Origin of the sequence: Aromatoleum bremense, from assembly GCF_017894365.1 — a bacterium.
Taxonomy (GTDB): domain Bacteria; phylum Pseudomonadota; class Gammaproteobacteria; order Burkholderiales; family Rhodocyclaceae; genus Aromatoleum; species Aromatoleum bremense.
The window spans coordinates 667,030-690,388 of the sequence record NZ_CP059467.1; the positions used below are offsets into that span (position 1 = coordinate 667,030).

25 protein-coding genes are annotated in these 23,359 nt (G+C 65.0%); 18 read left to right on the plus strand and 7 right to left on the minus strand.

Going from position 1 to position 23,359, the window contains the following annotated elements:
* The first annotated feature begins 4 nt into the window (after positions 1–4).
* From pbN1_RS03075 to pbN1_RS03120, 10 genes are all read left to right on the plus strand, one after another.
* Entirely contained in the window at positions 5–745 is a 741-nt protein-coding gene (locus pbN1_RS03075) for an arginyltransferase (protein WP_169202292.1), read from the plus strand.
* Positions 746–808: 63 nt separating this feature from the next.
* Positions 809–1,861, plus strand: a complete 1,053-nt coding sequence (locus tag pbN1_RS03080) for a quinone-dependent dihydroorotate dehydrogenase (RefSeq protein ID WP_169202293.1) — start codon at positions 809–811, stop codon at positions 1,859–1,861.
* A 105-nt stretch (positions 1,862–1,966) separates the two neighbouring features.
* On the plus strand, positions 1,967–2,551 hold the full coding sequence (gene rsxA / locus pbN1_RS03085) for an electron transport complex subunit RsxA (RefSeq protein WP_169202294.1): 585 nt from the start codon (positions 1,967–1,969) through the stop codon (positions 2,549–2,551).
* Positions 2,552–2,643: 92 nt separating this feature from the next.
* Positions 2,644–3,195, plus strand: a complete 552-nt coding sequence (gene rsxB, locus pbN1_RS03090) for an electron transport complex subunit RsxB (RefSeq protein ID WP_169202295.1) — start codon at positions 2,644–2,646, stop codon at positions 3,193–3,195.
* Entirely contained in the window at positions 3,192–4,838 is a 1,647-nt protein-coding gene (gene rsxC / locus pbN1_RS03095) for an electron transport complex subunit RsxC (protein WP_169202296.1), read from the plus strand. Before rsxB ends, rsxC begins: the two co-directional genes overlap by 4 nt.
* Positions 4,839–4,840: 2 nt before the next feature.
* Positions 4,841–5,848: an RnfABCDGE type electron transport complex subunit D gene (locus pbN1_RS03100; protein WP_169202297.1), complete on the plus strand. Its 1,008-nt coding sequence runs from the start codon at positions 4,841–4,843 to the stop codon at positions 5,846–5,848.
* Positions 5,845–6,507: an RnfABCDGE type electron transport complex subunit G gene (locus pbN1_RS03105; protein ID WP_169202298.1), complete on the plus strand. Its 663-nt coding sequence runs from the start codon at positions 5,845–5,847 to the stop codon at positions 6,505–6,507. Before pbN1_RS03100 ends, pbN1_RS03105 begins: the two co-directional genes overlap by 4 nt.
* Before the next feature lie 10 nt (positions 6,508–6,517).
* Positions 6,518–7,216: an electron transport complex subunit E gene (locus pbN1_RS03110; RefSeq protein WP_169117022.1), complete on the plus strand. Its 699-nt coding sequence runs from the start codon at positions 6,518–6,520 to the stop codon at positions 7,214–7,216.
* A gap of 9 nt (positions 7,217–7,225) precedes the next feature.
* Positions 7,226–7,858, plus strand: a complete 633-nt coding sequence (gene nth / locus pbN1_RS03115) for an endonuclease III (protein WP_169202299.1) — start codon at positions 7,226–7,228, stop codon at positions 7,856–7,858.
* A gap of 23 nt (positions 7,859–7,881) precedes the next feature.
* On the plus strand, positions 7,882–8,322 hold the full coding sequence (locus tag pbN1_RS03120; protein WP_169202300.1) for a DUF1841 family protein: 441 nt from the start codon (positions 7,882–7,884) through the stop codon (positions 8,320–8,322).
* Positions 8,323–8,349: 27 nt separating this feature from the next.
* On the opposite strand, the gene pbN1_RS03125 is transcribed toward pbN1_RS03120, so the two are convergent.
* Both pbN1_RS03125 and pbN1_RS03130 read right to left on the minus strand, forming a co-directional pair.
* Positions 8,350–8,676 (minus strand): c-type cytochrome, encoded by a 327-nt coding sequence (locus pbN1_RS03125; protein WP_244857142.1) that lies wholly within the window; start codon positions 8,674–8,676, stop codon positions 8,350–8,352.
* On the minus strand, positions 8,673–9,005 hold the full coding sequence (locus tag pbN1_RS03130; RefSeq protein WP_169202301.1) for a c-type cytochrome: 333 nt from the start codon (positions 9,003–9,005) through the stop codon (positions 8,673–8,675). Before pbN1_RS03130 ends, pbN1_RS03125 begins: the two co-directional genes overlap by 4 nt.
* Positions 9,006–9,185: 180 nt before the next feature.
* Between pbN1_RS03130 and pbN1_RS03135 the strand changes: the two genes are divergently transcribed.
* Together pbN1_RS03135 and pbN1_RS03140 are read left to right on the plus strand one after the other, a co-directional pair.
* Positions 9,186–10,028 (plus strand): AAA family ATPase, encoded by an 843-nt coding sequence (locus tag pbN1_RS03135; RefSeq protein ID WP_169202302.1) that lies wholly within the window; start codon positions 9,186–9,188, stop codon positions 10,026–10,028.
* Between the two features lie 126 nt (positions 10,029–10,154).
* Positions 10,155–11,333, plus strand: a complete 1,179-nt coding sequence (locus pbN1_RS03140; protein ID WP_169202303.1) for a vWA domain-containing protein — start codon at positions 10,155–10,157, stop codon at positions 11,331–11,333.
* A gap of 106 nt (positions 11,334–11,439) precedes the next feature.
* Here the strand turns inward: pbN1_RS03140 and pbN1_RS03145 are convergent, their stop codons facing one another.
* The gene (locus tag pbN1_RS03145) at positions 11,440–11,955 is read right to left on the minus strand and encodes a MarR family winged helix-turn-helix transcriptional regulator (RefSeq protein WP_169117016.1); all 516 of its coding nucleotides are present in this window, start codon (positions 11,953–11,955) and stop codon (positions 11,440–11,442) included.
* A 270-nt stretch (positions 11,956–12,225) separates the two neighbouring features.
* On the opposite strand from pbN1_RS03145, the gene pbN1_RS03150 reads away from it, so the two are divergent.
* Entirely contained in the window at positions 12,226–13,635 is a 1,410-nt protein-coding gene (locus pbN1_RS03150; protein ID WP_169117015.1) for a chloride channel protein, read from the plus strand.
* A gap of 68 nt (positions 13,636–13,703) precedes the next feature.
* Here pbN1_RS03150 and htpG read toward each other — a convergent pair whose 3' ends face one another.
* From htpG to pbN1_RS03165, 3 genes are all read right to left on the minus strand, one after another.
* Positions 13,704–15,650 carry a molecular chaperone HtpG gene (gene htpG, locus pbN1_RS03155; protein ID WP_169202304.1) on the minus strand — a complete coding sequence of 649 codons (1,947 nt, stop codon included), beginning with the start codon at positions 15,648–15,650 and terminating at the stop codon, positions 13,704–13,706.
* Between the two features lie 75 nt (positions 15,651–15,725).
* Positions 15,726–16,286, minus strand: coding sequence for a transcription elongation factor GreB (gene greB / locus pbN1_RS03160; RefSeq protein ID WP_169117013.1), 561 nt, complete (start codon positions 16,284–16,286; stop codon positions 15,726–15,728).
* 99 nt (positions 16,287–16,385) lie between these two features.
* Positions 16,386–17,591: a lytic murein transglycosylase gene (locus pbN1_RS03165; RefSeq protein WP_169202305.1), complete on the minus strand. Its 1,206-nt coding sequence runs from the start codon at positions 17,589–17,591 to the stop codon at positions 16,386–16,388.
* A 278-nt stretch (positions 17,592–17,869) separates the two neighbouring features.
* On the opposite strand from pbN1_RS03165, the gene pbN1_RS03170 reads away from it, so the two are divergent.
* The 4 genes from pbN1_RS03170 (at position 17,870) to pbN1_RS03185 (ending at position 21,089) form a co-directional block, all read left to right on the plus strand.
* The gene (locus pbN1_RS03170; RefSeq protein WP_011238569.1) at positions 17,870–18,085 is read left to right on the plus strand and encodes a DUF465 domain-containing protein; all 216 of its coding nucleotides are present in this window, start codon (positions 17,870–17,872) and stop codon (positions 18,083–18,085) included.
* A gap of 28 nt (positions 18,086–18,113) precedes the next feature.
* Positions 18,114–19,418, plus strand: a complete 1,305-nt coding sequence (locus pbN1_RS03175) for an O-acetylhomoserine aminocarboxypropyltransferase (protein WP_169202306.1) — start codon at positions 18,114–18,116, stop codon at positions 19,416–19,418.
* A gap of 3 nt (positions 19,419–19,421) precedes the next feature.
* Positions 19,422–20,231: an alpha/beta fold hydrolase gene (locus pbN1_RS03180; RefSeq protein ID WP_169202307.1), complete on the plus strand. Its 810-nt coding sequence runs from the start codon at positions 19,422–19,424 to the stop codon at positions 20,229–20,231.
* Between the two features lie 63 nt (positions 20,232–20,294).
* Complete coding sequence (locus pbN1_RS03185) at positions 20,295–21,089, plus strand: DUF2189 domain-containing protein (RefSeq protein WP_169202308.1); 795 nt, start codon at positions 20,295–20,297, stop codon at positions 21,087–21,089.
* A gap of 9 nt (positions 21,090–21,098) precedes the next feature.
* Here the strand turns inward: pbN1_RS03185 and pbN1_RS03190 are convergent, their stop codons facing one another.
* Positions 21,099–21,950 carry an endonuclease/exonuclease/phosphatase family protein gene (locus pbN1_RS03190; RefSeq protein ID WP_169202309.1) on the minus strand — a complete coding sequence of 284 codons (852 nt, stop codon included), beginning with the start codon at positions 21,948–21,950 and terminating at the stop codon, positions 21,099–21,101.
* A 152-nt stretch (positions 21,951–22,102) separates the two neighbouring features.
* On the opposite strand from pbN1_RS03190, the gene pbN1_RS03195 reads away from it, so the two are divergent.
* Entirely contained in the window at positions 22,103–23,080 is a 978-nt protein-coding gene (locus pbN1_RS03195; RefSeq protein ID WP_169202310.1) for a cation diffusion facilitator family transporter, read from the plus strand.
* Positions 23,081–23,359 lie beyond the last annotated feature (279 nt).

Sequence of the window (23,359 nt, forward strand, 5' to 3'; positions counted from 1 at the left end):
GAACATGCAAAAGGACTATCCCTACGCGCTGATCCAGTTTTACGCCACGGCGCCCTACACCTGTTCCTATCTGCCGGATCGCGTCGCGCGCTCGCAGGTCGCGACGCCCGGCCACCTGATCGATACGCCGGTCTACAGCGAGCTGGTACGCAACGGCTTTCGCCGCAGCGGCATGTTCACCTACCGCCCGTACTGCGACCACTGCCGCGCCTGCGTGCCGGTCCGGGTCCCGGTCAAGCGCTTCGAGCCCGACCGCAGCCAGCGCCGCGCATGGAAAGTGCACCACGATCTGCGCGCCAACGAGCAGCCGCTCGCGTATTCGGAGGAGCATTACGCGCTCTACCAGCGCTACCAGGCGTCGCGCCACGCCGGTGGCGGAATGGACCAGGACAACCGCGAGCAGTACGCGCACTTTCTGCTGCAGAGTCACGTGGACACCCGCCTCGTGGAATTCCGTGAAGGCGACGCGCTGCGCATGGTCAGCGTCATCGACCGGCTTACCGACGGCCTGTCGAGCGTGTATACGTTCTACGATCCGGACCAGATGCACGCGAGCTACGGCACCTACGGCATCCTGTGGCAGATCGAGGTGTGCCGCCGCCTCAAGCTGCCGTACCTGTATCTCGGCTACTGGATCAAGGAAAGCCGCAAGATGGCTTACAAAGTCCGCTTCCATCCGCTCGAAGGCCGGCTGCGCGGAGAATGGCGCGACATCGATCCGCTGCGCGATCGCACCTCCGAGTAAGAGGACGGCGCAGCGGGCAAAAACCCTGGAGCGGGGCGGCCTCCAAACCGGTAAAATCCCGCGATGCTCTATGACATCGCCCGCCCACTGCTGTTTTCGCTCGACCCGGAAACTGCCCACGAATTCTCCCTCGCCGCCCTGCATTTTTTCGGACGCGTCCTGCCCGCCGGAACCCCGGCGGAATCGGACCCGGTCGACGTCATGGGGTTGCGCTTTCCGAACCGCATCGGCCTGGCCGCCGGGCTCGACAAGAACGGCGAGGCGATCGACGGCCTCGCGCGCCTTGGCTTCGGTTTCCTCGAGATCGGCACGATCACGCCGCGGCCCCAGCCCGGCAACCCGCGCCCGCGGATGTTCCGCCTGCCTGAAGTGCGCGGCATCATCAACCGCATGGGTTTCAACAATCACGGCGTCGATGCGCTGGTCGCGAACGTCAAGGCGGCAAAATACCGGGGCATCCTCGGCATCAACATCGGTAAGAACTTCGACACGCCGATCGAGCGCGCGGCCGACGATTACCTCGCCTGCCTCGACAAGGTCTACGCGCTGGCAAGCTACGTCACCGTCAATATCTCGTCGCCGAACACGAAAAACCTGCGGCAACTGCAGGGCGAGTCCGAGCTCGACGAGCTCCTCGGCCGGCTCAAGGCGCGCCAGCAGCAACTCGCGGATAGGCACGGACGTTATGTGCCGCTGACGCTCAAGATCGCTCCCGATCTCGAGCCGCCCCAGGTCATCAACATCGCCGACGCGCTGCGCCGCCACCGCATCGACGGCGTGATCGCGACGAACACCACGATCGCGCGCGACAAGGTCCAGGGCGTGCGCTACGCCGAACAGCAGGGCGGGCTGTCGGGCGCGCCGGTCTTCGAAGCCTCCACCGCGGTCGTCGCTCAGCTCGCCCGAGCGCTCGCCGGCGAACTGCCGATCATCGCGGCGGGCGGCGTCCTCGACGGGCGCAGCGCCCGCGCGAAGCTCGCCGCCGGAGCGTCGCTGGTGCAGGTGTACAGCGGCCTCATTTACCGCGGTCCATCCCTCATCGGGGAATGCGTGCGGGCCACGACCGACTTCGCCGATTCCGGCCGCGCCGCCGCATCCGCTTCCTCCGGCGCCTGAGCGCGCCGCGGGGCGGCACAAACGGGCATAAGCCTATAACCCGGCCGGGCTTGAGCAGCGGACTGATGGCGGCGATAATCCCGCGATTACACCCGGTACTGGATCATGAGTAGTTACATCTTTGTCGTCATCGGCGCGGTCCTGGTCAACAATGTCGTTTTCGTCCGCATCCTCGGGCTGTGTCCGTTCATGGGGGTGTCGAAAAAACTCGAGACGGCGATCGGCATGGGTGCGGCCACGACGTTCGTGCTGACGCTGGGCTCGGGCACGAGCTACCTGATCGACCACTACCTGCTGCAGCCGTACGACCTGGCCTACCTGCGCACGCTGTCGTTCATCGTCGTGATCGCGGCGATCGTGCAGCTCACCGAACTGGTCATCCAGAAGACGAGTCCGCTGCTGCACCAGGTGCTAGGGATCTACCTGCCGTTGATCACGACGAACTGCGCGGTGCTCGGCGTCCCGCTGCTGAGCGTCGCGCTCGACTACAACCTGCTGGAGTCGCTGCTGTTCGGCTTCGGCTCGTCGATCGGATTCACGCTGGCGCTGATCCTCTTTGCCGGCATCCGCGAGCGCCTGGACGGCGCCGACATCCCCGCGCCCTTCAAGGGAACCGCGATCGCGATGATCACCGCGGGATTCATGAGCCTCGCGTTCATGGGCTTCGCGGGCCTGGACCGGTTCCAGTAATTGAAAATCAACTCACCCATTCCTGACAAGACGCAAGACGCGTCCGGGCGCGAACGTTTACGCTGCTGCGCCTCACTGACCGACATTTCATCATGCTGACCGCCCTCCTCGTCATGACCGGGATTGCCATCGTGCTCGGCGCAGCACTGGGCTACGCGTCGATCCGCTTCAAGGTCGAAGGCAATCCGCTGGTCGAAAAGATCGATGCGATCCTTCCGCAGACCCAGTGCGGCCAGTGCGGCTACCCCGGCTGCAAGCCGTATGCGGAGGCGATTTCGAACGGCGAAGCCGACATCAACCAGTGCCCGCCGGGCGGCGAGGAGGGCATACGCAAGCTCGCCGACCTCCTCGGGCGCGAATTCAAGCCGCTGTCCGAAGAGCATGGCGAGGAAAAACCGAAATCGGTCGCGAGGATCGACGAGCAACTGTGCATCGGCTGCACGCTGTGCATCCAGGCCTGCCCCGTCGATGCCATCGTCGGCGCCGCGAAGCACATGCATACGGTCGTCTCCGCGCTTTGCACCGGCTGCGAACTGTGCGTCGCGCCCTGCCCCGTCGACTGCATCGCGATGACGCCCGTCAAGGAAACGCTGGAGACATGGAAATGGAAATACCCGGTGTTTGAGCTAAGGTCTGCGGCATGATCGCCCGTCTGTTCAGCTTTCACGGCGGCATCAAGCCGGACTCCCACAAGAACGAGTCCTCATCGCTGCCGATCGCCGCCGCACCGCTGCCGCCGCGCCTCACGATCCCGCTGCGCCAGAGCGTCCGTTCGGTCGCCCGCTGCCTCGTCGCCCCCGGCCAGCGCGTGCTGAAGGGCGAACGCATCGGCGCCGGCGAAGGCCCGCTCGGCACCGACGTCCACGCCTCGACGTCGGGCACCGTCGTCGGGCTCGCCCCCTGCGCGATGGCCCATGCGTCGGGCCTCAACACGCTGGCGGTCATCATCGAACCCGACGGCAAGGACGAATGGATCGAGCGCCGCGCATTCGACCACCATGCCGTCCCGCGCGAAGCCGCGCTCCGCTACCTGAGCACGTGCGGCATCGTCGGCATGGGCGGCGCGGGTTTTCCGACCCACATCAAGCTCGGCAACGGCCGCGGCATCGAAACTCTGATCATCAACGGCGCCGAATGCGAACCGTGGATCACCTGCGATGACCGGCTGATGCGCGAGCGCGCCGCCGAAATCCTTTCCGGCGCGGCGATCCTGCACGAGCTGATCGGCGCACGCCGCACGCTCGTCGGCATCGAGGACAACAAGCCCGAAGCGATCCGTGCGATGCGCGAAGCCGCAACGGGTTTCCCCGGTCTCGTCGACATCGTCGCGATACCGACACGGTATCCCGCGGGCGGAGAAAAACAGCTGATCCGCGTGCTGACCGGCATCGAGATCGCCCATGGCAAGCTCGGCACGGAGTTCGGCGTGCAGTGTTTCAACGTCGGCACGGCGCAGGCCGTCCACCGCGCGATCCATCATGGCGAACCGCTGGTGTCGCGCGTCGTGACGCTGACCGGCAACGTCAGGCATCCGGGCAACTACGAAGTGCTCGTCGGCACACCCGTCGAGACGCTGCTCGCGCTCGCGGCGCCGAAGCCGGACACCGACCGCTATCTGATGGGCGGCCCGATGATGGGCATCACCATCGCGGACCTGTCGGTGCCGATCGGCAAGACGAGCAACTGCATCATTGCCGCCTCGCCAGCGCTGTTCCCACCCCCGCCCCCGGAATTGCCGTGCATCCGCTGCGGCGCCTGCGCGCGCGCCTGCCCGGCAGACCTGCAGCCTTTCGAGCTGTACTGGTTTTCGCGCGCGAAGAACGTCGGCAAAGCGCAGGAATATCACCTCTTCGACTGCATCGAATGCGGTTCCTGCGCCTTCGTTTGCCCCTCGCACATTCCGCTCGTCGATTATTTCCGCTTCTCGAAGAGCGAGATCTGGGCGCGCGAGCGCGAGCTCAAGACGTCCGATCAGGCGCGCGAGCGCTTCGAGTTCCGCAACTACCGGCAGGAGCGGGAAAAGGAAGAAAAAGCCGCCAAACTCGCGGCGAAAGCCGCCGAGACCCGGGCGAAGCTGACCGGGTCGGCAGCCCCGACCGACGCCGCAACCGGGGACGACCCGAAAAAGGCCCTCATCGCGGCGGCGCTCGCCCGGGCCAAGCAGCAGGCGGCGGCGATCGAACCCAGGAACACCGACACCCCCCACGCGGGCGTGCCGGGCGCAAGCCCGGGCATCGCCAGCCGGCGCGAGCAGCCGGACCTGCACGACAGCGACGCAACCTCCTGAACATGATCCATTCTCCCTACATCCGCAAACCGGCGAGCGTCCAGAGCGTGATGCTCGCGGTGCTGCTCGCGCTCCTTCCCGGCGTCACCGCCTACGTCATGCAGGTCGCCGCAGTCGTCGTCGTCAACCTGCTGATCGCGACCGTGACCGCGCTCGTCGCAGAAGCGCTGATCCTCACGCTGCGCAAGCGGCCGATCGCCCCGGCGCTGTCGGACCTGTCGGCCGTCGTCACCGCATGGCTCGTCGTCCTGTGCTTTCCGCCGATCCTGCCGTGGTGGGTCACGGTGCTCGGCGTGCTGATCGCGATCGTCGCGGTCAAGCATCTCTATGGCGGGCTCGGCCAGAATCCGTTCAACCCCGCGATGGTCGCGTACTGCGCGATGATCGTCGCGTTCCCGTCGCTGATGTCGCAGTGGCCGCCGGCCGGACAGATCGACTTCCAGACGCAGCTCGACCTCGTGCTCGGTGGCGCCCGCCAGCTCGACGCGATCACTGGCGCGACGGCGCTCGACGCGATGCGCACCGGCCTGCGGACAAGCGGCGCGAGCGTCGAGAGCGTGCTGCAGCAAAGCGGCACGTTCGGCGCCGTCGGCGGCCGCGGCTGGGAATGGCTGGCACTCGGCTACCTCGCCGGGGGTCTCTTCATGCTCGCGCGTCGCATCATCACCTGGCATATGCCGGTCGCGTTCATCGCGACGCTCGCCGTCGTGTCGGGCATCTTCTGGCTGGCGGAACCGGCGCACTTCGCGCCGCCGCTGTTCCACCTCGCCAGCGGCGGCGCAATGCTTGCTGCATTCTTCATCGTCACCGACCCCGTTTCCGGTGCGACGACGCCGCGCGGCAAGCTGATCTTCGCCGCCGGCATCGCGGTCATCGCCTACCTCATCCGGGTATTCGGCGCCTTTCCCGAAGGCATCGCGTTTGCCGTGCTGCTGATGAACCTCTGCGTGCCGCTGATCGACATGAAGACGCAGCCGGCGGTATTCGGCCACCGCGGGAGCCGGCCATGAGCAACCGCTATACCGCCACCCATACCTCGCTGCGCACTGCCGGCATCATGGTGGTGTTCACGCTCGCCTTCACCGCGATGATGTCGCAGACGTACCGCGTGACCCGCCCGGCGATCGAAGCGTCCGAGCAGGAGCAGAAGATGCGCCTGATCAACGACGTGCTCCCGCCGGGCAGCTACGACAACACACTCCTCGAGGACTTCGTCGCCGCCGGGCCGACGCCCGCGCTCGGCCTCGACCGTGGCGGCCGTATCTATCGCGCGCGTCGCGCCGGAGTTCCCGCGGCCCTCGTGTTCGAAGCGGTCGCGCCCGACGGCTACGGGGGAAAAATCCAGCTCGTCGTTGCGGTCGGCGCGGACGGACGCCTGGGCGGTGTTCGCGTAACCGCCCACAAGGAAACGCCGGGACTCGGCGATTACATCGATCCCAGGAAGGATCGCAACAAGACCCGGCCGTGGATCGGTCAATTCGTCGGGATGTCGCTCGCGGACGTTGCGCCCGCGCAGTGGAAGGTCAAGCGCGACGGCGGCATCTTCGCATATCGCATCGGCGCGACGATCAGCGCACGCGCAGTGACCAACGCGACAGGGCGAGTCCTCGAATATGCGGCCGAGCACCGCGATGCGCTGTTTGCCGCATCTACCGGCAGCGCGATCTGATGGAAAAAAAATGAATCTCCAGACTTTTCGTGAAAACGCCTGGAATGGCCTGTGGAAGCAGAACACCGGCCTCGTGCAGCTGCTCGGCCTGTGTCCGATCCTCGCGGTCAGCACGAGCATCGTCAATGCGGTGAGTCTCGGGCTCGCGACGGTGTTGGTAATGGCCGTATCGAACTTCGCGGTCGCGTCGCTGCGCAACTTCATCCCCTACGAGATCCGGATCCCGGTGTTCATCCTGATCATCGCCGCGCTGACGACGGTGGTCGATCTCGCATTCAACGCCTATCTGCACGACCTCTACCTGGTGCTGGGCATCTTCATTCCGCTGATCGTCACGAACTGCATCGTCCTCGCGCGGGTCGAGGCCTACGCGGCCAAAAACGACCCGGTGTCGTCCACCGTCGACGGCATCATGATGGGACTCGGGCTGGTGTGGCTGCTCGGCGTGCTCGGCGGCATTCGCGAACTGGTCGGCAGCGGCACGCTGTTTTCGGGTATCGAGATGCTGATCCCGGGCCTGTCGCCGCTGTCTGTGTTCGGCGACGATTACCCCGGCTTCCTGATCGGCGTGCTGCCTCCGGGCGCGTTCTTCACGCTCGGCTGCCTGATCGCGCTATCGAACCGGGTGCGTACGCGCGCGGCAGCCGGCAAGCCCGCACGCGCGGCGAGCGACGGCGAAGAAGCTGCCCCGGCTTCGGCAGCACCCTGAACCGGCCGGATGAAACGCGCCGCGATCCGTGAATTTTTCCGCCGCCTGGCTGCGGCGAATCCAAGCCCGACGACCGAGCTCGAGTACGGGTCGCCATTCCAGCTGCTCGTCGCCGTGGTGCTTTCCGCGCAAGCCACCGACAAGAGCGTGAACCTGGCGACCCGGGACCTGTACGCCGTCGCCCCGACGCCCGAAGCGATGCTGAGCCTCGGCGAGGAAAACGTTACCGCACACCTCAAGTCGATCGGCCTTTACCGCAACAAGGCGAAAAACGTCGTCGCGCTGTCACGGCTACTGCTCGAGCGCCACGGCGGCGAAGTGCCGCGCAGCCGCGAAGCCCTCGAAGCACTGCCCGGCGTCGGCCGCAAGACCGCCAACGTCGTGCTGAACACGGTGTTCGGTGAACTGGTGATGGCGGTCGACACGCATATTTTCCGCGTCGCCAATCGCACCGGCCTGGCTCCGGGCAAGGATGTTCTCGCCGTCGAGCAGGCCCTGATGCGTCGGGTGCCGAAGGAATACCTGCACAATGCCCATCACTGGCTGATCCTGCACGGCCGCTACGTCTGCACGGCGCGCAAGCCGCGCTGCGGAGATTGCCCGGTACACGACCTGTGCGAGTTCCGCGACAAGACCGTTTAACCCAGAGCCACCGAGTCCAAAAGATGTTCAATCCCTCACGTGACCAGGTACGCAGCTTCTTCATCGAAAGCTGGCGGAAATACCAGGCAAAGGAAGTGCTGACGCCGCTCGAGCACATCGCTTCCGACCTCGTGCTCCTGCATCCTGAGTATCAGGCGCTGCTCGAAGACCCCGATTCGCTGTCGCGCGATTTCCTGCCGGAGGACGGACAGATCAACCCGTTCCTGCACCTGTCGTTCCACCTCGCGATCGAGGAGCAACTGTCGATCGACCAGCCGCCGGGCCTGCGCGCCGCGTTCGAAGCCTGCCAGCGCCGGCGCGGCAACCGCCACGATGCGCTCCACGACGTGCTCGAATGCCTCGGCGAAACGCTTTTCGACGCGCAGCGCAACGACACGCAACCGGATGGCCCGACTTACGTCTCGTGTGTCTTGCGTCGCGCACGCTCGAACCAGCCGGCATGACGGTTGACCGGTGCGGCAGTTCGGGAGTCAGCGTTTCTGGTACAGGCCGGTCTGGCTGGCGAAGTACGCGGCGAGGTCGCCCAGATCCGCAGGCGACAGGTTCTCGACCTGGGCGGCCATGATCGGGTTCTTCCGCCTGCCCGTCTTGTAGTCGAGCAGCGCCTGGTAGAGATAATCTTCATATTGCCCGCCCAGGCGCGGAAATTCCGGCGACGGACTGTTGCCGTCCGGGCCGTGGCATGCTGCGCAGACCGTCGACTTTTCCTTGCCCGCGGCAGGATCGCCTGCGTGCGCAGGGAAACCTGCCAGCGCAAGGGCCGCCAGCGCCGGGAGGGTGAAATTTCGCCTCATCATTGCGTCTCTCCTCCCGCGGCGCTGTAGTAGGCCGCAAGGTCCGCCATGTCCTGCTCCGACAGGCTCGCGGCGATCGCGCGCATCGTCGGATGGCTACGTTCGCCGTCGCGATACGCCTGCAGCGCGCGGACGAGGTAAGCCGCATGCTGCCCGCCGAGCTTCGGCACCGGGTAGACATCCGGGAACGCCGTGCGATAGCCCGGAATGCCGTGACACCCCATGCACATCGAAGTCTTGGCCTGGGCGGCTTTTGCATCGCCTTCCAGCGCCAACGCGGCGGGTCCACCCAGCGCAAGACAAGCGGCGATGAGCAAATGTCGTCCGTGCATGACGTCTCCTCAATTTATTTTAAGTATGGCTGAAACGGCCGCAAAAAATTCTACGTCGCCTAAAGCGGAATGCAAATACCTGTCATTCTTCGAAAAACTCCGTAAATCCGTCAATCCGGCAGCCCCTTGCCCGCACAGGCTAGCCCTATAATCGGTCCGGTTTAATCAGAGGATTCCCCGATGCGTTTCGAAGGTTCACAAGACTACGTCACCACTCCTGACCTGATGCTGGCAGTCAATGCCGCGATCAAACTGCAGCGCCCGCTACTGATCAAGGGCGAACCGGGCACCGGCAAGACCATGCTGGCCGAGCAGGTCGCCGACGCGCTGGGTGTTCCGCTGCTGCAGTGGCACATCAAGTCGACGACCAAGGCCCAGCAGGGGCTGTACGAATACGATGCAGTGTCCCGCCTGCGCGACTCGCAACTCGGCGAAGACCGCGTCAAGGACATCGCCAACTACATCCTCAAGGGCGTGCTGTGGCAGGCGTTCGACGCCGAAACGCCGACGGTCGTCCTGATCGACGAAATCGACAAAGCGGATATCGAATTCCCCAACGACCTGCTGCGCGAACTCGACCGCATGGAGTTCCACGTCTACGAGACCCGCGAGACGGTGCGCGCGCGTCATCGTCCGATCGTCTTCATCACGTCGAACAACGAAAAAGAGCTGCCGGACGCGTTCCTGCGCCGCTGCTTTTTCCATTACATCCGCTTCCCCGATCGCGACACGATGCAGCGCATCGTCGATGTCCATTTCCCGGGACTCAAGCGCGACCTGCTGCGCGAGGCGCTGGAAGTATTCTTCGGCCTGCGCGACGTGCCCGGCCTGAAGAAGAAGCCGTCGACCTCGGAACTGATCGACTGGCTCAAGCTCCTCGTCGCCGAAGACATTCCGCCCGAAGCGCTGCGGGCAAAGGACCAGCAGGCCGCGGTCCCGCCGCTTGCCGGCGCACTGCTGAAGAACGAGCAGGACCTTCACCTGTTCGAACGGCTGGTGTTCATGGCGCGCAACAACCGTTGACGATCGGGCGTTTGCCCGACTGTTTTCCCGGCATTGCCACCGCGCTCGCCACAAGAAATCATCTCGAAGTCTTCCCCGGGGTGCTCGAATTCGGGCCCCTGGGCGATTTCGGGAACGGAGCGGATCATGCTTATCGACTTTTTTCTGCATCTGAAAGCGGGCCACCTCAAGGTGTCCACTCGCGAGTTCCTGACGCTCCTCGAAGGACTCCGTGACGGCGCCTGCAGCCACAGCATCGACGAATTCTATTTCTACGCCCGCACCTGCCTCGTCAAGGACGAGTCACATTACGACCGTTTCGACGCGGCATTCGGGAGCTACTTCAAGGGAGTCACCGAGATTCCGGGGCTCGAAGCGGAGCTGCCGCAGGAATGGCTGCAGGCGATGATGAAGAAGCATCTTTCGCCCGAGGACAAGGCGAAGCTCGAAAAGCTCGGCTGGGACAAGCTGATGGAAGAATTCCGCAAGCGGCTCGGCGAGCAGAAGGAGCGTCATCAGGGCGGCTCGAAATGGATCGGCACCGGTGGCAGCTCGCCGTTCGGCAACAACGGCTACCATCCGGAAGGCATCCGCGTCGGCGGCGAATCAGCCGGCAACCGGACGGCGATCAAGGTCTGGGAGAAGCGCGAATACCGCAACCTCGACGATTCGGTCGAGCTCGGCACCCGCAACATCAAGGTCGCGCTGCGGCGGCTGCGGCGGTTTGCGCGGCAAGGCGCGGCCGACGAGCTCGATCTCGATGGAACCATCGCCGCGACGGCACGAAACGCCGGCTGGCTCGATCTGATGATGCGCCCGGAACGGCACAACGCGGTGAAAGTGCTGCTGTTTCTCGACGTCGGCGGCTCGATGGACGACCATATCAAGGTTTGCGAGGAGATGTTCTCGGCGTGCCGCAGCGAGTTCAAGCACCTCGAGTATTTCTATTTCCACAACTGCGTCTACGAAAAAGTCTGGCGCGACAGTTCGCGGCGCCACGCCGAGAACATCGCAGTCTCCGACCTGCTCCACCGCTACGGCCCCGACTACAAGCTGATCTTCGTCGGCGACGCGACGATGAGCCCGTACGAGATCCTGCACCCACACGGTTCGATCGAACACATGAACACCGAGCCAGGCGCGGCGTGGCTGCGCCGCCTGCTTGACGCATGGCCGGCAGCGGCATGGCTCAACCCCGAACCGGAACACCTGTGGCCTTACCGCAAGTCGATTGAAATCGTCGATCAGATCATGGGCGGGAGGATGTTTCCGATGACGCTCGGCGGACTCGAGCGGGCGATGCAGCAGTTGTCGAAGAAGCAGTAAAAGCAAGAAGCAGTAAAAGCAAAAAAGAAGCGGCCCGAAGGCCGCTTTCAAACTGCTGTCCGCACGTTCGCGAGACGATCGCCGGATGAACCGCCGGCGCGGTTTCCTACTCCGTAAAGGGCAAGGGCTGCATGCCGAAGCCCTCGTCCAGATCCTTGATCTGCCGCAGCAGACCGTCGAGTTCACGCTGCAGGCGCATCAGCGCATCTTCGTCGAGCAAGCGCAGCGCCTCGGGGAGCACACCCCGCGCGGGCGACGGAGAACGCTTGAGCAGATCGCGCCCTGCATCAGTCAGGTACAGACGGACGACGCGCTGGTCGGCGCTCGTGCGCTCCTTCCGGACCAGCTTTGCCGACTCGAGCTTGTCCACCATGTTCGACGCGGTCGACTGGTGTAGCGCCATTCTTCCCGCCAGTTCCCCGACCCGCAGCCCCTCCGCTTCATTGAGTTCCTGCAGCGCCCACAACTGGGCACCGGTGACGCCACTTTTGCGCTCGATCCACTGCGAATGACGCTGCGCAGTCCGGATGAGTACGCGAAAACGCTGCAAAACCGACAAGGGCGAAACCGATGACTTGCGTTCCGGGGATTTTGTCAAGGTCGAAGACTGCTCTTGCGACATGAATCAGGGCTCCAACTATATTTACTTGTGAAATATTTGTCAAAAACATTTAACAGCTACACGCGGCGCGGGTATCGTAGCGGAAAGGGGATTCGCGGCGTACCGTGCTTTGGGTAAAAGACGACACCTTTCCCGATAAGCACGAGAACATGGTAAGCAGAACCTCAATGGCCACTTTCCCCGCACAGAGCAGGGTTTCACTCTCGTCGCAATGCATCCGCCACCAAGCTGGCGGACGACTGTCCAGCATACTGACTGACTCCTCTCATCGTGCCCCTCGATCCGCCAGGCGATAACGAAACCGCTTCCGGCCGCGCCCTGAGACAGTTCGCCCGCAGCAGCCGACGCTATGCGTTACCGTGGCTGTCGGTCGGCCGCTGGAGCAAGCGCATCCTGCTGGTCGGCGCGGCGCTGCTGGCCGGTCTCATTGCGATCCTCTTCGCGATCGGCGCCGATCTCGCCATCGACGCGCATCAACGCGTCATGGACGTGTCGCCGTGGCTGTCCCTGCTGGTCGCACCCGCGGGCTTTGCGGCGATGGCATGGATCGCCCGGCGATTTTTCCCCGGCACACAAGGAAGCGGCATCCCGCAGGCGATTGCCGCCTCGATGACCGACGACCGGCGCATTCGCCACAAACTGCTGTCGTTTCGGATCGCGATCGCGAAAGTCCTGTTGACGCTGGGCGGACTCCTGTCAGGGGGTTCGATCGGCCGGGAAGGGCCTTCGGTGCAGATTGGCGCCTCGGTCATGCACATGCTCGCCGGACGCAAGAAAGCGCGCGTCGCGTCAAGCCGCGACCTGATCGTCGCCGGCAGCGGCGCCGGCATCGCGGCGGCGTTCAATACCCCGCTCGGCGGCATCATGTTCGCGATCGAGGAAATGTGCCGCCACCGGGCCTTTCGCGCGAACAGCACGACGCTCATCGCCGTGATCTTCGCCGGGCTGATGTCGCTCGGGGTGCTCGGCAACTACACCTACTTCGGTCGCACGCCCGCGGCTCTGACGTGGCCGGCGGGGATCTGGCCGGTGTTGATGTGCGGCGCAGCCGGCGGCGTGCTGGGCGGACTTTTCAGCCGCCTGCTGATCGCATCCTCGCGCGGGCTGCCCGGCACGATCGGGGAGTTCTCGCGCAGTCGGCCGATCGCCTTCGCGGCCGCCTGCGGCCTCGGCACCGCGATCATCGGCCTGATGAGCGGGGGGCTTACGTATGGCACCGGCTATGCGGAATCGAAGGCCGCGCTCGAAGGCTCGGCCGCGCTGCCCTTCTACTTCCTGATCGCGAAGATGGCCGCGATCTGGCTCGCGTTCCTCAGCCGCATCCCGGCCGGCATCTTCGCTCCGGCGCTCGCCGTCGGCGCCGGGCTGGGCGCCGACCTCGCGATCCTTTTGCCCGAAGAACACAGCGCGGCGATTCTGGTCCTCGGCATGGTCGCGTTCCTCGCGGGCATGACGCAGACGCCGATCACGTCCTTCGTCATCGTCATGGAGATGACCGCGAACCACGAGATGCTGCTGCCGCTGATGGCGACGGCGGTTGTCGCTCACGCCTTTTCGAAGTCGGTCGCACCGGTCCCGCTCTACCACGCGCTCTCATATCCGACGTTGCGCCATGCCACCGCGCAGGTACGGGGCGAAAGCGCAATGCTGCCTGCCGGCAGTCGCAGCTCGGGAAAATAAAAAACGCCACATACCGTATGGGTACATGGCGTCGTCGCATCGCGCGGGCGCGCAGCCCGCCACGGCGCTCAGTCCGCGCCGGCGGAACTGCCCATCGCCATCATCAACTGGTTGATTCGTTTCACGAACGTCGCGGGGTCGTCGAGCGTGCCGCCCTCGGCGAGCAATGCCTGGTCGAACAGCACGGCCGCCCAGTCGTCGAACTGGCGTTCCTCGTATTTCAAACGCATCACGGCCGGGTGCTGCGGGTTGATCTCGAGGATCGGCTTCGACGCCGGCGCCTGCTGGCCGGCGGCTTTCAGGATCCGCGCGAGGTTCATCCCGACGTCGTGCTCGTCGGCGACGAGGCAGGCCGGCGAATCGGTCAGGCGGTGGGTGACGCGGACTTCCTTGACGCGCTCGCCGAGGCTCGCCTTCATTTTCTCGAGCAGTTCCTTGTACTCGTCGGCGGCCTTCTCGGTTTCCTTCTTCTCCATCTCGTCTTCGAGCTTGCCGAGGTCGAGGCCGCCCTTCGCGACGGATACCAGCGGCTTGCCGTCGAATTCCGGCAGGTTGCCGATGACCCACTCGTCGACCCGGTCGGTCAGCAGCAGCACCTCGATGCCCTTCTTGCGGAAGATTTCGAGATGCGGGCTGTTCTTCGCCGCGTTGAACGATTCGGCGGTGACGTAATAGATCTTGTCCTGGCCTTCCTTCATGCGGCCGATGTAATCGGCGAGCGACACGACTTCATCCGGCGTGTCGGCGTGGGTGGAGGCGAAGCGCAGCAAGCCGGCGATCTTGTCCTTGTTCGCGAAATCCTCGCCGACGCCTTCCTTCAGCACGCGGCCGAATTCCTTCCAGAAGGTCGCGTATTTTTCCTTGTCGGCGGCGTCGTCGCTTGTGGCGAGGCTCTCGAGCAGGCCCAGCACCTTCTTCGTGCAGCCCGAGCGGATGGTGTCGATGTCCTTGCTCTCCTGCAGGATTTCGCGCGACACGTTGAGCGGCAGGTCGCTCGAATCGACCACGCCGCGCACGAAGCGCAGGTAGGCGGGCATCAGCTTCTCGGCGTCGTCCATGATGAACACGCGCTTGACGTAGAGCTTGATGCCGTGGCGCGCGTTGCGGTCCCACATGTCGAACGGCGCGTGCGACGGGATGTAGAGCAGCTGCGTGTATTCGTGGCGGCCTTCGACGCGCGCGTGAGTCCATGCCAGCGGCTCGTCGAAGTCGTGCCCGACGTGCTTATAGAAGCCCTTGTATTCCTCTTCGGTGATGTCGTTCCTGGAGCGGGTCCACAGTGCGTTCGCCTGGTTGACCGTCTCGTCCTCCTCGGTCACGACCTGCTCGTTCTTGTCCTTGTCCCACTCTTCCTTCTTCATCAGGATCGGCTGGACGATGTGGTCCGAATACTTGCGGATCAGGCCGCGCAGCTTCCATCCCGACAGCAGGTCTTCCTGGCCTTCGCGCAGGTGCAGCGTGATCTCGGTGCCGCGCGCGGCCTTGTCGATCGCTTCGACGGTGTATTCGCCGGCCGCGTCGCCGGTCATTGCGCATTCCCACTTCACACCTTCGCCCGCCGCCAGACCCGCGCGCCGCGTGACCACTGTCACCTTGTCGGCGACGATGAACGCCGAGTAGAAGCCGACCCCGAACTGGCCGATCAGGTGCGCGTCCTTCTTCTGATCGCCCGTGAGCTGCGAGAAGAATTCCTTTGTCCCGGATTTGGCGATCGTGCCGAGGTGCGCGATCACTTCCTCGCGACTCATGCCGATGCCGTTGTCCGACACGGTGACCGTCTTCGCATCGCTGTCGAAGCCGATGCGGATCGCCAGCTCGCTGTCGCCTTCGAACAGCTCCGGTTTGTCGAGCGCTTCGAAACGCAGCTTGTCGCACGCGTCCGATGCGTTGGAAACCAGTTCGCGGAGGAATATTTCGCGGTTCGAGTACAGCGAGTGGATCATCAGGTGAAGCAGCTGCTTCACCTCGGCCTGGAAATTGAGGGTCTGAGCGCCTGCGGCGTGCTCGGTCGTCATTGCGTGAACTCCATCTGCTGATTAACGCGCAGCAGATGGGAGCGGAGAGCCCGGATTTCAAGCCCCCGCACGAGATCAGACGTAGCGGATCTCGACCACTTCGATTTCGCGCGGCCCGGCCGGACTCATGAAGCGCACGACGTCGCCTTCGCGCGCCTTGAGCAGTGCCCGTGCGAGCGGCGAGATCCAGCTGATCCGGCCGACGCTGGCGTCGGCCTCGTCGACGCCGACGATCTGCCAGATCTGCTCGCTGCCGTCGTCACTGTCGACGTCGACGATGCTGACCGTGGCGCCGAAAAATACCTGGCCGATTTCCCGTTGGTCGGCGGGATCGACGACTTCGGCACTTTCGATGCGCTTGATCAGGAAACGGATGCGCCGGTCGATCTCGCGCAACCGTTTCTTGCCGTAGATGTAATCGCCATTCTCGGAACGGTCGCCATTCGACGCCGCCCAGGCGACGGTTTCGACCATCTTCGGCCGCTCGACGCGGACGAGGTGATCGAGTTCGCGGCGCAGGCTCTCATAACCGCGCCGCGTCATGTAGTTTTTCGCGCCGGCCGGCAGGCGCACCGCAACGGGTACCTCGTCGTCATCGTCGGCGCCGTCGTTTTCTGTCACAAAGGCTTTGTTCACGATGGGTATCCAGTTCTTCGGGAAGGGCTTGCAGGAATGCGATACCGAATCTGAGAATCTTGTTTGCCAACCTTATTTGCCAACCTCTCTTGCCGGTCGTCAGCGCTCAGCGTACGCCTTTCTCAACAGTTCGAGCACCCGCCGACCGGCGCGGCCGTCGGGCTCGAGCCCCTGCCCGCGCTGGAACTGCTGCACCGCTTCGCGCGAACGGGCACCGAGCACGCCGTCAGCCTCTCCGGCGTCGTAGCCGAGTTGCGACAACAATGCCTGCACTTCGCGCCGCTCGGCGCGGGACAGGCCCGGGTCGTCGGTCGGCCACGAGGCGCGGAACGGCTCGCCGCCGCGGAGGCGATCGGACAAATGGGCGATCGCGAGCGCGTAGCTTTCGGCTGCGTTATAGGAATACAACGCATCGAAATTGCGCAGGACGAGGAAAGCCGGGCCCCGCTCGCCGGCGGGGAGCAGCAGGCCGGCGGCTTCGGTGCCCGGCTCGATCGCGCTTCCGTCCGCGCGCCGCACGCCGAGTGCGACCCATTCGGACAGCGCCCGTTTGTTGCGGCGTCCGGCGAGTTCGGCGTCGAAGTCGGGCGGGAGAACGACTTCGAAACCCCATGGCCGGCCCGTCTGCCAGCCCGCCTCGCGCAGAAAATTCGCCGTCGAGGCGAGCGCATCGGGAACGCTGTCGATCAGATCGCGCCGGCCGTCGCCGTCGAAATCGACCGCGACGCGCTTGAACGTGGATGGCATGAACTGCGTGTGGCCGAACGCACCGGCCCACGAACCGGCCAGACGCTGCGGTGCAATGTGGCCGTCCTCGATGATCTTCAGCGCAGTGAAGAATTCACCGCGAAAAAAGGCCTGACGCCGCCCGAAGCAGGACAGGGTCGCGAGCGAAACGAGCAGCGGGCGCTTGCCGAAATTGCGCCCGAAGTTGCTCTCGACGCCCCACACCGCAACGACGGTGGCCGGATCGACACCATATCGCGCCTCGATGTCCTGCAGCGTCCCGGCCCATTGGACGGCCATTGCACGGCCGTCGGCGACGCGTTCGTCGTCCACCAGCCCTGCCAGATAGTCCCAGATCGGCGTGCGGAATTCGGGCTGGTAATCGAGCAAGCCGATCACCGCCATGTCCGGTTCGAGACCATCCACATGCTGCTCGAAGGTTGCCGGCGCGATCTCGTGCGTCGCGGCCACGCCGCGCAACTGCTTGAGGCAGTCGGCAAAAGACTCCTGCGCGTCGGCGTGAAACGGAAGCAGCGCGGCACACAGCAGGGACCAAGCGGGGAGGCGTCGGGGAATCATTGTGGAACGGCTCGGGCAGTGGCGGACAGCGGCGAACGGGGCGGACGCAATTCGGACGCGGAGCCTGACACGAATGGCGGAACGAGGCAACCGGAGACACTCACGCCATTTTCGTGCCCGGCACGACCACCGATCCCGCATCCCTTGTCGATCGTGCAGTTGCCCGCTTCCAAAAGCCCGGACGGAGTTGTCATTGCCCGTTCTGCGGCATACCATCCAGCGTTACTGGCTCCGCCGCCCGGACGGCGTGCAATCCCCCTAAATTGAACAGGTATACGATGAGCGAGGAAGCATTCGACGACGTTACCAGCCTGCAGGTGAGGCTGGCCGAACTCAGGGCCGAGCATCGCGACCTCGACGAGGCGATCAGCCACCTTGATGCTTCGCCGCAGGAAGATGAATTGCTGTTGCGCCGCCTCAAAAAGCGCAAGCTCGCACTGAAAGACAGGATCGCCGTCGTCGAACGCATGCTCGAACCCGACGAGCGGGCCTGAAGCCGGACGACGAGGATTCAGGCCGCCAATGACCCAATACGGATCCCCTGCTCCCGAGACGCTCGCCCTGCATGCAGGGCAGTCCCCTGATCCGGCATTCGGCGCCCGCGCGACGCCGATCTATTTCACCGCTGGCTACGTCTTTCCGGATGCCGATCACGCTGCGGCGCTGTTCAACCACGAACGACCGGGGCACGTCGATACGCGCCTCTCGAACCCGACCAACGCAGTCCTCGAGGAGCGCGTCGCGGCCCTTGAAGGGGGTATCGGCGCGATTGCGCTGGCGAGCGGCCAGGCTGCGCTGCATGTCGCGATCGTGACACTGATGGGCGCCGGCCATCATATCGTTGCGTCGCGTTCGCTATGCGGTGCAGCGCGCAATCTGCTGGCCCACACGCTGCCGCGCTTCGGTGTCCGGACGACCTTCGTCGATCCGCGCCGCCCGGACGAATGGCGCGACGCGATCAGGCCCGAAACCCGTCTCCTGTTCGGTGAGGCGCTCGGCAATCCCGGCCTCGAGGTGCTCGACATTCCCGCCGTCGCGGCGATCGCCCATGCCCGGCGCGTCCCGCTGCTCGTCGATGCGACGCTGGTCACACCCTGCCTGCAGCGCCCGTTGTCGCTCGGCGCAGATCTGGTCCTGCACTCGGCCACCGAGTTTCTCGGCGGCCACGGCGTCGCCGTCGGTGGCCTGCTGGTCGATGGCGGACGGTTCGACTGGGAGCAGTCCGGCCTGTTCCCGACGCTGACCGAGCCGTACGACGGCTTTCACGGCATGGATTTCACCGAGGAGTCCCCGGTCGCGGCCTTCCTGTTGCGCGCCCGGTGCGAGGCGCTGCCGGACTTCGGTGCCTGTCTCTCGCCGATGAACGCATTCCAGATCCTCCAGGGCATCGAGACGCTGCCGCTGCGGATGCGGGCGCACGTCGCGAACGCGCGTGTCGTGGCCGCCCATCTTGCCCGTCAAGCGCTCGTCGCACGAGTCGCGTATCCGGGACTCCCGACTCATCCCGATCACGAGCTGGCGAGCCGCCTGTTGCCCGATGGAACGGGCCCGGTCCTGTCCTTCGAACTGACCGGCGGACGCGAGGCCGGCCGCGCCTTCATCGAGAGCCTGAAAGTGTTCTCGCACCTGGCGAACATCGGCGAGGCCAAGTCGCTCGTCAGCCACCCTGCGAGCACGACCCATTCCCGCCTGTCCGCCTCCGGGCTCGCTGCGACCGGGATCGGCGAAGGCACGGTGCGACTGTCGGTGGGGCTCGAGCACGTCGACGACCTGGTCGAAGACCTGGACCGCGGACTGTATGCGGCGGACCGGGTGGCCCGGGGGTAGACGGTGCAGCTGACGGTATCCGGGCTCCCGGTCTTCATCTACACCGGCGGACAGATTTTCGTTCCCGCGCGGCCGGTCGTCGTGCTGCTGCATGGCGCCGCTCACGATCACAGCGTGTGGAACTTCCAGGCGCGCCACCTCGCGCGCCACGGTTTTTCGGTGCTCGCCCCGGATCTCCCCGGACATGGCCGCTCGGGCGGCGCCCCGCTCGCGTCGATCGAAGCGCTCGCAGGCTGGCTCGCGGCGCTGCTCGATGCGGCCGGCGTCCGGCGTGCCGCCCTCGCCGGTCACAGCATGGGATCGCTCGTCGCGCTGCAGGCGGCGGCACAGTTCCCCGACCGCATCACGCAGCTGATTCTGCTCGGAAGCGTCGCGCCGATGCCGGTTGCCGAACCGCTGCTGTCCGCCGCGCACGTTGACCGGGCCGCAGCCCACGCGATGATCAACCACTGGTCCTACACTTTCGCGTCGCAGCTCGGGGCGAGCGCGGTGCCGGGAATCTCGCTCATGGGGCTGAATCGCCGCCTCATGGAACGACAGGGCGACAGCGTGCTGGCCATCGACCTCGGCGCCTGCAACGCCTACGAAAACGGTCTCGCAGCTGCGGCGGCGGTCCGCTGCCCGACGCTGCTGCTCTGCGCCGATCGCGACCAGATGACTCCGAGGCGCGCAGTCAAACCCCTGCATGAAGCGCTTGCCGGGGTAGCGGACGGCGCACGTATGATATCCATTCCTCGTGCCGGGCACGCAATGCTGGCGGAGGCCCCCGATGCAGTGGGCAATGCCATACGGAGCTTCCTCACCCGCCGCTGACAACAAGACAAAGAGGCAATCCGTGCGCTGCATCGACAACAAAGTCCACAACAGGAGAGAGAGATGTCGCAGCCGGAGGATGTCAAGCTGGGAACCGAGGAGTGGGTGTTTCCCGTTGTCCGGGACGTCGGGGCGGGTGCGCCGTTGCACTGGATCAGGAGCGGCTGGGCGGATTTCCGTGCCTGCCCGATACCGAGCCTGTTTTACGGATTCTGCTTTGCCGCGATGGGATTACTCGTCACGATGGTTTTCGAGCACGCCTACGCCTACACGGTCGCGCTCACGTCGGGCTTTCTCCTGCTCGGGCCGTTTCTCGCGATGGGCCTCTACGAGATCAGCCGGCGGCGCGAGCAAGGCGCGACCTGCGCCCTCCTCCCCACCCTGACGGTGTGGAAGCGCAACGCCGGCAACATCGGCATTTTCGCCGTCGTGCTGGGCATCGTGTTCCTCGTCTGGGCCCGCGCATCAATGGTCGTGTTCGCGCTGTTCTACACCAACGAGATGCCGAACCTGTCAGGCTTTCTGACGCAGTTGCTGGCCCTCGACAACCTCGAGTTCCTGCTCGTGTATTTCGGCGTCGGCCTGATCTTTGCGACCATCGTGTTCGCCGTCAGCGTGATTTCCGTGCCATTGATGCTCGACCGCAACCAGGATGCGATTTCGTCGATGTTGACGAGCGTCGGGGCGTTGATGCGCAACCCGGGCGCGATGATCGTATGGGCTTTCATGATCGCCGGCCTCACGGTGATCGGATTCATGACCTTCCATCTCGGACTGGTGGTGCTGATGCCGATCGTCGGCCACGCGAGCTGGCATGCCTATCGCGACCTCGTCGTGCTGCCGGCCGCGCCGAGCTGAAGAACGTCGTCAATCGTTCAATTCGAGCACCAGCGGCTGATGGTCGGACGCCGGTGTCGCGGCGTACACCTCCACCTTCGCGACACGAGCGGCGAGATCATCCGACACCCAGGCGTAATCGCAACAATAGGCTCGCCCGGGCCACTCGGCACCGTGAAGGCCGACCGTCGGATCATGTGCATGGCTGCCGTGCTTCACGCGCCAGACGTCCCGCCACGGCGGGACGTGTAACGCGATATCCGCCGACATCAGCGTGTAGGCGCCGGATCCCGGCTCACAATTGAAGTCCCCGCAGACGACTGCGGCCAATGGTCCGCGCCGTGCCGCAAAAGCCGGGCTGGCTTCCCTGCCGCCAGGGCCGTTGCGGACATGTCCGGCAACCTCCTTCTGCAGCGCCCGCAACATGGCCACCTGCGCCGCGCGCTGTCGCGCGGAATAGTATTCGAGATGCGTCGTCAGGATGCGGACCGGCCCCCATGGCGCCTGCAGTACGGCCTCGACGCAGCAGCGCTGCATCGCGGGCTGTCCCGGGTCGGCGGGACACGGAAGCTGATGCCGGAATACGGGGCCGACCGCAAGTCGCGACAGCATCAGGTTGCCGAAACGCGCCCGCCCGCCGGCGCCATCGGGCACGTCGACGCCCGCCCCATATATCGCTTCATGGCCGGGAAAGGCCGCAGCCAGGATTCCCACTCCGTCTTCCCGGTTGCCGCCTTCGAGGCCGGGGAAATTCTGCGCGACTTCCTGCAGGCAGATCACTTCCGCGTCGCCGATGTCATGGATCGCGGCGACGGTCCGCGCCAGGTCGACGCGCCCGTCCGCGCCGCGGCCCCATTGAATGTTCCACGAAACAATGCGCATACTTCAACTCCGGTTGACCCGCCCGAACCCTCTCGTCCGGACGATCACGCACGCGCGCCCGGACCATGGGCAAATATCGAGCACGGAACATACTCATTGTAGGCATCCCCGCACGGGAACGCGGCAGGCACCTTTCGACGACCACGAACAGGATGACGGCGATTCACGATCACGCGCATCACGGGCACGGCGAGGCCCTCCACCCCGACGGGCGCCCCAACCGCGCCTTGCCCTGGGCGCTCGCGATGACCCTGAGCTTCGCGGCAGTCGAGGCCATAGCAGGCGGGTGGTCAGGTTCGCTGGCGCTGCTCGGGGATGCCGGACACATGCTCACCGACAGCCTCGCCCTGGCACTGGCGACCGCGGCGAGCATGTTGGCCCGCCGTCCCTCCAGCGCCCGCCACACGTATGGGCTGCGCCGCGTCGAGACTCTCGCCGGGATGCTCAACGGACTGTTCATGCTGCTCGTCGTGGCGCTGATCGCGTGGCACGCGATCGAGCGCCTGATCACGCCGCACCCGGTGCAGGCCGGCACCGTGATCGGCGTCGCCGCGCTGGGACTCGCGGTCAACGTGATCGTCGCGTGGATGCTGTCACACGGCGAAGGCGATCTGAACACGCGCGCCGCGCTGCTTCACGTACTCGGCGATCTGCTCGGTTCTGTCGCCGCGCTCGCGTCCGGGATCGTAATCCATTACACCGGCTGGTACCCGGCCGACCCCCTGCTGTCGATGCTGATCTGCGGGCTGATCCTCGCCTCGACGCTGAAATTGCTTCGCGTGGCGACGCACACACTGCTCGAAGGCGTGCCCGACAATCTCTCACTGGTCGCGATCGGCCACGCGATGGCGGAAGTCGAAGGAGTGCATTCGATTCACGACCTGCACGTGTGGAGCCTGGACTCGAACCATGTCGCACTTTCGGCGCATGTTGTCCTGCACTCGTGGCAAGCGTGGCCGACAGCCCTCGTTGCGCTGCAACGACTCCTCGCCGACCAGTTCGGCATCGACCATGCGACGCTCCAGCCTGAACCCTTGCCGGGCCAGATCGTCACATTTTCGTCGCGCCATCCCAGGCCCAAGTCTCCAGCGGGCACTCCCGCCGGACCCCGCGGAGCAAGGGAGACGTGATTCGCCGGCTGGGGAACGGGCGCCTCGCGACGATTTGTCAGATTGGGCAACTGCCCGAACCACGTTGCAAACTGGATCACCCGGTGCTTCCGTGTCGGCAAGACGGTAGCCGCTCTTTCGCTTTCGGCCGGGCGTCGGGCGACAGGAATTCTTTTCATCAGGTCTCTGTCACCATTCTCGGACGAACCGCGCAAGACCCTTGCGGGACGTGGAATCGGGCGAAAAATAGCCCTGAATAACCTACTACATCTAGTGCAAATGTCGCTGTTGACATACCGT